A 12,153-nucleotide genomic window follows, 5' to 3' on the forward strand; every position below is an offset into this window, starting at 1 on the left:
TGGTGTGGAAGGGGTGGTGGTGCCGCCACCAACGCCGCCACCCGTGCCCGAGCCAGATTCGCCCGAGCCACCCGTACCCGAGCCGCCTTGTGTACCGGCATCGTCAAGGATAGCTACCAGCGTAGTATTTTCCTGAAACGTTGTAGTGCTACAATCAACAGCTGTTTTTGATGCATCGCCTAGTTTATACCAGCCTTCGATCGCACTTCCTGTTTTGGTTTTCGTGGGAATGGCAGATGCTTCTACTTTATTATCTGCTCCTACTTCTACCGTATGCACAAATTTCTCGTCCTCAAACACTCCGTTTTCAACCATAAAAGTAACAGTGGGCACCTGCGATACATCGTTTTTATTTTCCCATGTAAGAGTAAGTGTGTCATTCTCGCCAGGAGCTTCTTGTTGTAGCAGCTTGTGAAAACGATCGCTGTTCCACAGCTCTGCTGTTGTAAAACTTACATTGGGGAGCGGTTTGTTGTTTTTCAGCACTATCCATTTGCCGGAATATTGTGCTGTTTCGTCTTTATGTTTAAATGGTTTGATAAACTTGCGATAAATTTTTCCATTTGCATCAGGTAAATTTGCCGTATCACTTAATTTAAAATTTTTGTTTACGGTAAGGTGTTTGAGCGAATGCAGACCTCCATATATTTTTTGTTTGAATTGTGTATCTGTTTTAAAAGCGCCTGATATATCAAGTTTTTCCAAGCCTAGCTGTCCATAGAGCATACCAATCATGTTCGTTGCACTTGATGTATCAAAACTTGATAAGTCCAGCTCTTTTAGTACAAACTTTCCAGTTGAGCTAAGGTTTCCATTTTCGAAAATAAATTGATCGGGGGGATTGTTCCAGCCATTTACAGCATTGAACATGTAGCTGAAATCTGTAACCTTATTAGTTTTAAACTTTGGGTAATGTTTGAAATCGAAGTTGGTTATACTCCAGCACAATTGGAACATTGTGCTCATATTGGTTGCACGTTGTGTATCAAAATTTGCTAGGCCTGATACATCACATGTTGGATCATTGGCTTCATAATGCATTTCTTTACTTGCGTCATCTTCACTCAGGATACGTCGCAAACGAATACAATTTGCAAACATTGCGTCAAATGTTGTAGCTCTATCAAATGTTATTGTTGAGTTAAGAATAATGGTGTGTAAGAAAAAATTATTTTGAAACAACAAAGATGCAGAACAATTTTTATAATCAAATCCAGTATCCTTATTATATTTAAAACGTAATCCGCGTAAATCAATCGTTTCCAAGTGGCCTGTTTGATTGAATAGCATGTTAAAGTCAGCTAGGTTATCGAAGGTTACTGGTACTTCGCGATTGCCAATGCGCGCTGGTTTAATAATGATATGTTTAACAGTGTTGTGTATTTCTTCATCTGGAGCGAGACCGCCTGATGGTTTCCATGGCACCCGTCGTATATCCATGAGCCCGTCAGCATCACTTGGTTCTAGGATAAGAGTGCCTTTTTTTATACCATTAGGCTGGTCACTTCTATAAAAAATCCATTTCACATGGCTTGTTCGTGATGTAGAGCTTGACGCATAGGTGTCAGTGCCCACCAGGTTGTTGTTGTCATCGTAGTGTGAATAGGCGGAATGTTTATAGGTTTTATTATTTGGAGCAGTTCCAAATTCGCTTGTCCATGTGCTTGTATGCTCCTGCTTCCATTCTGGTTTTATAATGTCATCTTGTGCGTAGGCTGCGGGGGGGGGTACTACTATTGGCGAAAGCGCAACTGCATGTACTGACGTTAGCATAAGAGCACCAAAACATATATTCCTTGCTATGCGGTGTTTTCCTGTTTGCTTCGTTTGATGTTTTATAGACCGTAGCTTCATACAATACACTCCTTTACTGATGAAAAATACCAACAATATGAGATTATCATATGCATAAAAATAAGATGACTAAAAGACTAATAAACAAGTTTAAAACTCTACAAATATCAGGTAAACGGTAGGCTTGAGGGTGACGTTTTGTTACTTATTCCTAAACACCAGTACAAACGCTTGTTTTTCGCGTGTCGTGTATAAAGACGTGGTAGTGCCAACTTGCATAAATCTTTTAAAACTTGTTACAATAACGCAAGTCGCACGTGTGCGGCTGTCTTGGAAGGGGGGAATATGGTTTCGACCACATTACCAAAAAGTCTGTTTGCGGTGGGCATTATTTCTGCACTGCTCATCGTACCAGGATGTACTCAGCCGGTGGGAGACGGCAACACCATTTCTGGCTCCGATTTAAACAAAATCGAAGAAGACAACAAAGCCAAGGAGAACTACCTTGTTATTGATGTTCGCAGTCCCGAGGAATACAACGCGGGCCATGTAAAGCATGCCATCAATATACCGCTCGACAAGCTCGAGTCGCGCCTTTCTGAAATTGATAGCTACAAGCAAAAGAACATCGTAACCGTCTGCAACACAGGCAAAAAGAGCGACAAAGCCCAGGAACTTCTGCAAAAAAAGGGTTTTGAACACGTTCAGAATGCTGCTGGTGTGAAAGATTTTGCGTATACGACCATGACGAAAGCAAAGTCGGTTCTTGGTCCGCAGTTTGCCCAGCTGGTGAAGCAAGGGAATGCAACCATTATTGATTTCCGTGATGAAAAGGACTACCAGCAAGGTCATATGAAAGGCGCTTTGCATGCAACGCCCGACACGGTGCTTACGATGCTTGATCAAATTCCCAAGGATAAGCCCGTTTTGACGTATTGTTACAGTGGCAACCGTTCGTTTGCGGGTGCGCACAAGCTGGCCGAACAGGGCTACGACGTAACAAATGCCATCGACGGCACAAAGGAGTATGCACACTACGAACTGGTGAAATAGTACGTATTGCATGGTCTTGGTAGGGGCGCGCAATGTTCCTTGTTTTTTGTTCTCCGAGTGTTTGAGGAACGCGTGTTTTTCTGCTTGCGCATAAGCGTGCGCGTGGCAGAATAGGTGCCTGTCCTGCGGTTCTGCATATGCAGGTAAGCGCCCGAAAGCGAGAGTATATGCTGATATTTTTTACTAAAGCTCCCCGCATTGGTTTCGGCAAAACGCGACTTTCAGCAATTCTGCCTGCTGAACGTTGTTTACATCTCGCTCGTTTGCTTATTTCTGACACATTTAAGGTAGCGCGGCATTTTGAGGTCGTCGTGTATTACGACGGCAAGCCTGCCGACCTTGAGTTTCTTTTTTCTGCACATCATAACGGTGGTGAAACAGGCCATCTGCCTGCGCATACGTCTGCGTACGGGCGTGCGTTCGAGGTCGGGCACATTTCCGAGTGCGTTCTCGGGGATGATTCAAGGTACGTTTCTGAACGCGTTCCCGAGCATGCTCCTGCGCGCTCGCACGTGTCTGGCTCTGCCCGCGTCCCCGGGCACGTTCCTGCGTGTCCGTCAACGCAACGGCCGCATCTGTATCCGCAGCGCGGCGCTACGCTGGGAGAACGCATGCAACATGCGCTTTTTCAGCAGCTTTCGCACCACCGCAAAGTTATCCTTATAGGCTCGGATATCGTGGGGCTTACTCCCAAGCTGATCGACCGAGCTTATAAGGCGCTTGATACCCATGATATTGTCATTACTCCTACGCTTGATGGAGGCTACGGTCTTATTGGCATGCGCAAGCCTTGCGATGTGTTTTCTGGCATGCGCTTTTCGCAGGACGATGTGGCGCGCAACACTGTTAAATGCGCACGTGAAAGGGGGTATTCTATAACGATGGAAGGTACATTGCTTGATGTTGACACGTTTGATGACGCGCTGCGTGCAGAAACGGCTGCGCGCGACGTGCGCTGTATTGGCGCAGGTGAATATAACAGCAACTTTTTAATAGAACGCCCTTGGAGCACGGTGCACCAGGAACGCGATAACGCGCCGAATTCTGTGCCGCTTGCGCTTTCACCTGCACCGTGGTTGGGTGCGATTGAAGCTCCTTTTGTGCTTCGTGTCAATCGTGCAAGTCAAATAAACCTGGGGCATAAACAAATTGGCTACGAGTTCAATGCCTTGCGTTTTTTGGAACCATCTGGGGTTACGCCTCGCGTTTATTCATGTACAGAACAGGGGAAATATATACCTTATGGCATGCTGACGATGGAATATCTGCCTGGTCGGTCGCTTCAGTACGAACAGGACTTATTGCTTGCTGCACATTTGTTGGCGCGCGTTCATACACTAGATGCAACTGATGCGCCATTGCTGCGCCCACGTTATCCGCAGCGCGAGCTTCTTGAGGAATGTAAGCGCATGTGGAACGTGTATGAACGATTTATGTTGCCTGTTTCTGCTGGTAGCGGTGCTGATTGCCACGATGCTGCCCATTGCGATGTCGCCAGCTGCGATACCTCAGGCCGCAACGCTTCAGGCAGCGATGCCAGCTATTTTGTACCCGCAAGCCAATCTATTGGCAGCCGCCATTCCGATCGCAGTACTGCTGAGCGCCTTGTGCTTATCCAAACTTGGATGAAAATAGCTGCTCACCGTGCAAATGACACGCCGTGTGCGCGTCCGTGTGTCATCAATACCGAGCTCAATAGTGGGAATTTCATCATCAATGACGAAGCGCCTCAAACGCTCTCGTGCATTATCGATTGGGAAAAGCCCGTCATTGCCGATTGCGAGCAAGACATTGCTCACTTTTTGGTGCCAACAACCACCAACTGGAAAACTGACACTATTCTATCGGCAGCAGAAATACGTGCGTTTTTGGACGAATATGCGCGCTTTCGAACGGTTGATACGCAGCTTTTGCGCACGTATATGCAGCTGAATGTTTTGCGCGGCATCACGTGGTGCGCTATGGCGTTTGTGCAGTACAGCCACGGTGAAGGTGCGCGTAATGTCGATACATGGAAAAAAATACAAGAATTTTTATCAATTGAATATCTAACGACGTTGCACGATCGCTTTTTTGGCGCGTCGTGTGCGTTTTAAGTGGTTATTCTCAATGAGGTTTGTATGGATACTAAGGAACAGAATTGTGCGGGTTTGGCACAGCAGGACGTAACGAGCACAACAAAACAGGACGTAACGGGCTCGACTCAATACAACCAAACGTCAACCGCGCACCAGAACCGTGCGTCAGCAGCTAAGTACACCGGAACAACAGCAGCACAGCATGCGCACCCATCAAAATCAAGCTCTTCACCTGCAGTTTTATCGGAGCAGCAAAAGCGCTCTGCCCATGTGAAACGCATAATCTTGCTGTGTGTTGCGGTGCTTTGCGGTGTTGCGTATGCATGCATCCCTGCCGTTCAGCAGTGGATTCATGCGTCGTTTGGGGCGATGACCACGCTTAATATGGCCGATCTTATCGCTTACATTCAAAGTTTTGGCGCAGGTGCAGTGGCAGTTTCGTTTTTGCTGATGATTTTGCAAGCTATCGTAGCACCCATACCAGCGTTTTTCATCACGCTGGCGAACGCAGCCATTTGGGGCTGGTGGCAAGGTGCGCTGTTGTCGTGGACGTCCTCGATGGTTGGCGCGTCGCTGTGCTTCTACATCGCGCGCATTTTGGGGCGTGACGTGGTAGTTCGGCTGAATTCGCACGCCGCAGTGCAGCAGATGGAGCGCTTTTTCGATCGCTACGGCGCAAACGCTATTGTTATTGCACGCTTGCTGCCATTTGTGCCATTCGACCCCGTTAGTTATTTTGCAGGGCTTACATCCGTGAAGTTTTGGAAGTTTTTCGTGGCAACGGGTCTTGGGCAGCTTCCTGCGACGGTTGTGTATTCTTACGCAGGAGGCCAGCTGAGCGGCGGTGCACAGGCGTTCATGATTGGTTTGTTGATATTGTTTGCCGCAGCAGCGCTTATTGCAGCAGGAAAGAAGATGTACGATGCCTCTCACCAGCGCGCATAACGAAAACGCGAACCGCTCGCTTCAGCATCATCCCGCGGGCAGGCGCCTTGCGGTGCTGCTTGTAAAAGTGCTGGTAGCGGCAGTAATTCTGCTTGCATCGTGGTACGTAAGCCAGCATGCTTCCCTCGAAACGCTGCGCACTACTATTGCAGCGAGTGGCGCGCTAAGCGCGTGGGTGTATCTTGCCTGTTGGATTGTGCTGCCAGCGTTTTTGTTCCCCGTTCCCGTGCTTGCTCTTGCAGGTGGCGCGCTGTTTGGCGTTGTCAAAGGAACGCTCCTTACGCTTGTCGGGGCGCTTTTGAATGCGGCATTTATGTATGCGCTCGCGCGTTTTGTGGCAAAGGATTTTGTGACGCGTCTGGTGCGCAAGCATGTGAGCACATCGCTTCAAAAACGCCTGCTTACCACCAATCAATGGCAGCTGGGAAGCGTGTTTTTCGTGATGCGCCTTATTCCGCTGGTAAGTTACAACATGGCCAATTATGTGGCAGGCATTACGAACATTCGCTTTTGGGTGCATATGCTTGAAACATTTCTGGGTATTATCCCAGGTACCGTGATATTTTTGAACATGGGCGATAAGCTGTATCAACCCGGTAGCACAGAATTTTGGATTGCGATTGCGCTGTTGGCAGTGCTGATTATCGTGCCGCTGATTATTGCACGTGCTTTTTTTGGAGAGGTTGTTCATGAGCGTAAGCATCATAATTCCAACGCTTAACGAACGTGCAAGCATCGATGCGCTGCAATCGCAGCTCGACGCGCTGGAAGGCAAGGCTGACGTGCTGTTTAGCGACGGAGGAAGCACCGATGGCACCTACGAGCGCATCCGTTATCCAAAAATTCAGCGGGCGCACTTTCGAGGTGCCCAGATGAACGCTGCTGCGCGCGAGACGCATGGCGAGTATCTGTGGTTTCTGCATGCAGACTCACTCTTTAGTGCTGATTCGCTTCAAGCGATAGAGGAAAGCGGCTTTGACGTGGGATGTTTTCGCGTGCAGTTCGATTCTTCAAGCGCATTGTTGAAGCTGGCAGCGTTTTGGGCATCGAACTGGCGCGTGCGGGCGCGACACATTGCCTTTGGCGACCAGGGCATTTTTGTGAAGCGGTCGTTGTTTTTGCAGGTGGGAGGTTATCGGGACATTCCGCTTATGGAAGATTACCAGTTCTCGCTTGATATGCGCGCGGCGGGGCATCCGGTGCAGCTGCTCGATGTGCCCCTGGTTACGTCGGCGCGGCGTTTTAAGCGCGGCGCCGCTTCAACCTTGCTGCAGATGAAGCGCTTGCAATTTCAGTATCGAAGGGGGGTGGATGTGGCTTTACTCCATAAAAGCTACGAATCGCATGACGGAAAAGATGACGGCAGCCTTGAAAGATAACACAGCAGCGCAGGTAACGGCGTACCGGAATATGCAGGTAGCAACACACGGGAATGTGCAAGCAACAACACAGGTAACAGCGCAGGTAACGGCAACGAGGACGGGGAACGTAACGCAGCACGTGAGGTGCGTGTCAGCTTCAGATCCTGCTCCCTTGCTGACCTGCCAACCGTACGATAGCCTTGTTGAACAGGAGCGATGCATGCCCGAGCGCTCAATGTGCGTGCAAACGAGAGAAACATGCATTGAGTGTTCTGCGTGCACGCGCGCATGTTCATTCCTCACGAAATACGATTTGAACTTGAAGGATTTTACGCATCGCCCTGACCTGCGATATTCGTGCTTTATGTGCGATCGCTGCAAGGCGGTGTGCCCCGTCGATTTGTCGGGCAACCGCATAGCGTACGAGCTGCGTGCGGCGCGCCCGCAGGATGCGTGGTTTACGTCGTTTTGGAAAACGTCGTACAAGCTGCGCAACAATTCGCCTGTTCAGTCGAAGACGCTGCTGTTTTTGGGATGTAATTATCCTGGGTATCTGCCAAAAACAAGCGCCCGCATGATAGAGCTGTGCGAAAGCTACGGCATCGATTTCTCCATTGATTGCTGTAAAAAGCCTGTTCATGACAGTGGTTGCACGCCCAATATGCACCCGCTTGACGCCTTGTTCGCGCGCAAGGGTGTCAAGCGCGTTATTTGCTGCTGTCCAAATTGTTTCCACTTTTTACGCTCGCGCTATCCTGCATTGCAGATTATGGATCCGTACGAATTTTTAACGGAAATTGGCTTTACGTCAACAATTCACGAGGAAGTGCACGTGTATTTTCCCTGTTCAGAGCGTTTTGATCGCACGATATATGAGCATATTAAACCCTTTGCTCCCAAGCGCTGTGAGCAAACGTTTCGTGCAATTGAATGTTGCGGTGCAGGTGGCGGAGCATATAAGCGCGAGCCAGAATTGGTTCGTGCAACGCATGCGCGTGTGAACTCGATGAATGCAGCAAATATGTATACGTACTGTTCTACGTGTGCTGGCATGTTTCATGCGGGTGGCGTGAAGCGCGTTAAGAATTTCTTGTCGGAAATTTTGGGCGTGCACGAAGTGCCCAGTACACATTACGCGCGTAATGTTTCTGCCTTTAAGCTGCGAAAACATCGCGTTGGTGATTGTTGTGTGCAGGGCTGATGGTTGACTGCACACGCGTTTGCGTTAGAGAGGATCTACGCACGGGAACGCATCAAACGCAGCACGGGGAGCGCGTTAACGGGAATGCATCTGAGAATAATCCACAAACCTTCTCACCAAACGCATTCCCATTAAAGCACAACAAAAGAGAGAGGATTGCATGATTACCGAACACGAAAAACACCAGCTCAATGCGCTGTTAGCAGCAGGATACAACTGCTCGCAAAGCGTTATGCTGCATTTTTTGGACAGCTTGCCGTTAAGCAAAGAACAAGTTTTGCGCGTTGCGCAGCCCTTTGAAATGGGATTACACCAGGGGAGTATGTGCGGTGCGCTCAGCGGCGGCATGATGGTATTAAGTTTGCTGCTTCCAGCTATTCCTGTGTGTAGCACTGCAGAAAGCGACCAGCAAAACGATGCGCGTGCTACCTTATACGAGGCAATGGACACGCTTGCTTCGCGCTTCCAGCAGACCATGCGTGCGTGTGCTTGCGAACAGCTGTTAGGTATGAACGTCAATGAGGGCAACAACTTTCAGCATGCTGCTGAACAGGGATTATTTGAGAGTGTCTGTCCGCGTGCTCTGTATGCGGTGGTAGATATTTGCAACGATATTTTGCAGCACAAGCAAAACGCACTACCTGGAAAAACGTACTAAAACGCACTAAAACGTACTATCAACAACTAAGAAAAGGAGAAAAAATGGCGTACTACGAACACAAAGATCTTGAGGCATTTGGCAAGGGCGAGCTGGGAGAAATGGACGCTGAGCTGTGGAACAAGTTTATGAGTTACTACGGCGACGTATTTGCCGAGGGCGCGCTTACGACGCGCGAGAAAAATCTCATTGCGCTGGCAGTTGCGCACGCGGTTCATTGCCCGTATTGCATTGAAGCGTATACTGACGCCTCGCTTGGCTCGGGTTGTTCGCGCGAGCAGCTGATGGAGGCTGTGCATGTGGCCAGCGCGATTACGGGCGGCGCGGTGCTTGCTCACGCAACACAAATGAAGAAACTGGCCGATCAGCTTGAGTTTTAGGTTATCTTGTGGTTGCACCTTTTAGTTCGCACTGTGAAAATGGCGCACTGCTGAGCTGCGATACCATCGAAACGCTGCAGCTTAATATCACGCGGCGCTGCAATTTGGCGTGTAAGCACTGTCACGTTGAGTGCAGCCCTGGGCGCACAGAGGATATGTCGCGCGCAACAGCACAACAATGCGTCCAGCTGTTCAAGCAGGAAGGATTTTCAACGTGTGATATTACGGGCGGCGCTCCCGAGATGAGCAGCCAGTTTCGCTATTTAGTGGAACAGTTGTCGCCTGTTGCGCAAACGCTTATTGTGCGTACCAACTTGGTTATTCATACCTTGCCGCATTACGCGTCGTATCTGTCGTTTTTCAAGGAACACGAAGTGCAGGTGGTGGCTTCGCTTCCCGCGTGCGATGCGCTGCGTGCGGAGCGTCAGCGCGGGCAGGGCAGTTATGACGCCAGTTTGCGCGTTTTGCAGGCGCTGTGTGCCATTGGATACGGCAGCAATCCGCGCTTGCAGCTTCACGTGGTGCATAATCCAAATGGTGCTGTTTTGCCTGGTAACCAGCAAGAATTAGAACACGAATACCGCCAATTTTTGGCGCAGTACAACATTGTGTTTAACAACTTGTATGCACTTGCGAATAATCCGAGCGGGCGTTTTTTGGCTTGGTTGAAGCGTTCGGGAAACTACGAGCGCTATATGACTCGTTTGGAAATGGCTTACAATGCGTGTGCATTGCCGCAGGTAATGTGTCGCTCAATGCTGAGCGTGAACTATGACGGACGTTTATTTGATTGCGATTTTAACCTGGCGCACAATCTGGGTGTCTGCGATGGTGCGCAAATGGTCGATGAGGCTCTTGAACAGGGAATTCATAAACGTCGCATCAGTATAGGCGATCACTGTTATGGCTGCACGGCGGGTGCTGGTTCGTCTTGAGCAGGCGCGCTCCACGAGGAGGTGCCTCGTAATTAAGCAATGAATAGTAACAATAACTGAGAGCGGTGTATTATAGTATAAAAATTCATACCATTACCATTATCATTATCAGTATAAAAACTACCAGTATACATACTGGTAGTTTTATTTTATGTTGCATTGTTTCGTGAGTAGTTTAGTTATAGAGTATGTAGCGCGATAGCGTCTTGTATATATAGATAAATATTTGAGGCCGTCTATTGTAATTTTACATGAACTATTATGTTGCTGAAATTTATGTGTAATTGCTGGTTAAATATAATTTTTGTGTCTGTAAATTATGCAACAATAAAGCATAATGGCAACATTAACTACGAAAACAATTGGTAATAAAGCATTATGTTTGTTAAAGCTATAACATTATATTTTGTTGGAATGCCTCTTAAATTTTCATTTGTGACTGCACAAACTGCAATTGATTATCGTAATACTATTATCATATGTGCAGAAGATGATCAGGGAAATTATGGATATGGTGAAGTTGTATCTTTCGACACTCCCTTTTATACGAAAGAGACTAATAAAATATCATGGAACGTTCTTAAAAAATATTTAATACCAGCTGTTCTTGGTAAGACATTCAATAATGAACATGCGTTGCATGAGATTATAACCATGTTCAATACAGCTCATCGAGATACTCCAATGGCTGTTGCAGGTTTAGAGAATGCATTGTTGCATGTAATGGCTGCGCGCAATCAGTATAATACGGTTGAGTATTGCATGAAACAACCCTTACAAAACACGATTCCTATGGGGGTAGTTGCCGGTGATATGCCCTTATCCCAACTTTTAAGCTTTGTTGAATATCATGTATCACATTATTGTACTCGTATTAAAATAAAAATTACCCCCTATGATGGTTATGAAAAGGTTTGTGCTGTTCGTAAAAGATTTCCAGATATTGACTTAGCAGTTGATGCGAATCGTAGTTATGCACCACAAGACATTGACAAAATAGCACAATTTAATACCTTAAACTTAATATGTATTGAAGAACCATTTAAAGTTCATTCTATTAATGATTATATTGAACTTAAGCGTAACTATCATTGGCGTGTTACCACACCTCTATGTTTTGATGAAACTATTTTAACGCTATCTGACCTCATAGAAGGAGCTCAGCATAATATCATCGACGTTATGAATATTAAAGTTGGTAGATTGGGTGGTTTGTATCAGACGAAACAGATAATACAGTTTTGTCGTGATCATAACATTCGCTATTGGATTGGCAGTATGCTTGAAAGTAGTATTTCAAAATTGCTACATGTGCAGTTAGCAGCTTTAGGCGACTCATATATGGCTGGCGATTTATCCGACTCAAAGAGATATTTCTATGCAGATTTAACACATCCAGCAATCGAATTTATCAAAGGGAGAATGAAAGTTCCTTGTGGTGTTGGTTTAGGTGCGGTTGTTGATATAGAAGAATTAAACAAATTATCACAGTATACTGAAGTATTTCATAGTAACTAGTTCTCTATGAGAAAAGGGCACACGTTAAATATCGATGTGTGCCCTTAGAATAACGCGAAAGAATGACGAAATTATTTTTTCTCGCCAAAAATCTCTTTTAGAACATTTACTGTCTGTTCCCCAATGACGTTTGTACCACCAAGCAGATAATAGTTATCAATCACATTTTGATGAGGTGCAACAACATCATAGATAGTGCGTTGGTTACTGTCATCAGCCAGTACCAGCAC

At 47.1% G+C, this 12,153-nt stretch carries 11 protein-coding genes; 10 read left to right on the forward strand and 1 reads right to left on the reverse strand.

The genetic code is table 11. The annotated features are described in order from the left end of the window. A partial coding sequence (locus HMPREF3190_RS04545; protein ID WP_156425717.1) for a BspA family leucine-rich repeat surface protein occupies positions 1 to 1,854 on the reverse strand: 1,854 nt, incomplete at its 3' end. 285 nt (positions 1,855 to 2,139) lie between these two features. Between HMPREF3190_RS04545 and HMPREF3190_RS04550 the strand changes: the two genes are divergently transcribed. The 10 genes from HMPREF3190_RS04550 to menC all read left to right on the forward strand — a co-directional run bounded on the left by HMPREF3190_RS04550 (position 2,140) and on the right by menC (position 11,923). Further along, positions 2,140 to 2,847, forward strand: coding sequence for a rhodanese-like domain-containing protein (locus HMPREF3190_RS04550; protein WP_066780821.1), 708 nt, complete (start codon positions 2,140 to 2,142; stop codon positions 2,845 to 2,847). Between the two features lie 167 nt (positions 2,848 to 3,014). Next, on the forward strand, positions 3,015 to 4,943 hold the full coding sequence (locus HMPREF3190_RS04555; protein WP_066780823.1) for a DUF2064 domain-containing protein: 1,929 nt from the start codon (positions 3,015 to 3,017) through the stop codon (positions 4,941 to 4,943). A gap of 24 nt (positions 4,944 to 4,967) precedes the next feature. Next, positions 4,968 to 5,870, forward strand: coding sequence for a TVP38/TMEM64 family protein (locus tag HMPREF3190_RS04560; RefSeq protein WP_082715167.1), 903 nt, complete (start codon positions 4,968 to 4,970; stop codon positions 5,868 to 5,870). Then, complete coding sequence (locus tag HMPREF3190_RS04565; RefSeq protein WP_066780825.1) at positions 5,848 to 6,591, forward strand: TVP38/TMEM64 family protein; 744 nt, start codon at positions 5,848 to 5,850, stop codon at positions 6,589 to 6,591. The genes HMPREF3190_RS04560 and HMPREF3190_RS04565 overlap by 23 nt, the downstream gene beginning before the upstream one ends. Continuing rightward, positions 6,560 to 7,249 (forward strand): TIGR04283 family arsenosugar biosynthesis glycosyltransferase, encoded by a 690-nt coding sequence (locus tag HMPREF3190_RS04570; RefSeq protein ID WP_066780827.1) that lies wholly within the window; start codon positions 6,560 to 6,562, stop codon positions 7,247 to 7,249. Before HMPREF3190_RS04565 ends, HMPREF3190_RS04570 begins: the two co-directional genes overlap by 32 nt. Further along, positions 7,215 to 8,432 carry a hypothetical protein gene (locus tag HMPREF3190_RS04575; protein WP_449676208.1) on the forward strand — a complete coding sequence of 406 codons (1,218 nt, stop codon included), beginning with the start codon at positions 7,215 to 7,217 and terminating at the stop codon, positions 8,430 to 8,432. The genes HMPREF3190_RS04570 and HMPREF3190_RS04575 overlap by 35 nt, the downstream gene beginning before the upstream one ends. 160 nt (positions 8,433 to 8,592) lie before the next feature. Beyond that, positions 8,593 to 9,090, forward strand: a complete 498-nt coding sequence (locus HMPREF3190_RS04580) for a C-GCAxxG-C-C family protein (RefSeq protein ID WP_066780832.1) — start codon at positions 8,593 to 8,595, stop codon at positions 9,088 to 9,090. A gap of 44 nt (positions 9,091 to 9,134) precedes the next feature. Continuing rightward, positions 9,135 to 9,470, forward strand: a complete 336-nt coding sequence (locus tag HMPREF3190_RS04585; protein ID WP_066780834.1) for an arsenosugar biosynthesis-associated peroxidase-like protein — start codon at positions 9,135 to 9,137, stop codon at positions 9,468 to 9,470. An 8-nt stretch (positions 9,471 to 9,478) separates the two neighbouring features. Further along, positions 9,479 to 10,405 (forward strand): arsenosugar biosynthesis radical SAM (seleno)protein ArsS, encoded by a 927-nt coding sequence (arsS, locus tag HMPREF3190_RS04590; RefSeq protein ID WP_066780836.1) that lies wholly within the window; start codon positions 9,479 to 9,481, stop codon positions 10,403 to 10,405. Positions 10,406 to 10,783: 378 nt separating this feature from the next. Then, positions 10,784 to 11,923: an o-succinylbenzoate synthase gene (gene menC, locus HMPREF3190_RS04595; RefSeq protein ID WP_082715168.1), complete on the forward strand. Its 1,140-nt coding sequence runs from the start codon at positions 10,784 to 10,786 to the stop codon at positions 11,921 to 11,923. Positions 11,924 to 12,153 lie beyond the last annotated feature (230 nt).

The sequence above is a fragment of the Umbribacter vaginalis genome (assembly GCA_001552935.1).
GTDB classification, from domain to species: domain Bacteria; phylum Actinomycetota; class Coriobacteriia; order Coriobacteriales; family Eggerthellaceae; genus Berryella; species Berryella vaginalis.

Excerpts from the sequence above, each read along its gene's own strand:
- HMPREF3190_RS04550 (WP_066780821.1), top strand. The coding sequence starts at position 2,140 with ATGGTTTCGACCACATTACCAAAAAGTCTGTTTGCGGTGGGCATTATT.
- HMPREF3190_RS04555 (WP_066780823.1), top strand. The coding sequence starts at position 3,015 with ATGCTGATATTTTTTACTAAAGCTCCCCGCATTGGTTTCGGCAAAACG.
- HMPREF3190_RS04560 (WP_082715167.1), top strand. The coding sequence starts at position 4,968 with ATGGATACTAAGGAACAGAATTGTGCGGGTTTGGCACAGCAGGACGTA.
- HMPREF3190_RS04565 (WP_066780825.1), top strand. The coding sequence starts at position 5,848 with ATGCCTCTCACCAGCGCGCATAACGAAAACGCGAACCGCTCGCTTCAG.
- HMPREF3190_RS04570 (WP_066780827.1), top strand. The coding sequence starts at position 6,560 with ATGAGCGTAAGCATCATAATTCCAACGCTTAACGAACGTGCAAGCATC.
- HMPREF3190_RS04575 (WP_449676208.1), top strand. The coding sequence starts at position 7,215 with ATGACGGAAAAGATGACGGCAGCCTTGAAAGATAACACAGCAGCGCAG.
- HMPREF3190_RS04580 (WP_066780832.1), top strand. The coding sequence starts at position 8,593 with ATGATTACCGAACACGAAAAACACCAGCTCAATGCGCTGTTAGCAGCA.
- HMPREF3190_RS04585 (WP_066780834.1), top strand. The coding sequence starts at position 9,135 with ATGGCGTACTACGAACACAAAGATCTTGAGGCATTTGGCAAGGGCGAG.
- menC (WP_082715168.1), top strand. The coding sequence starts at position 10,784 with ATGTTTGTTAAAGCTATAACATTATATTTTGTTGGAATGCCTCTTAAA.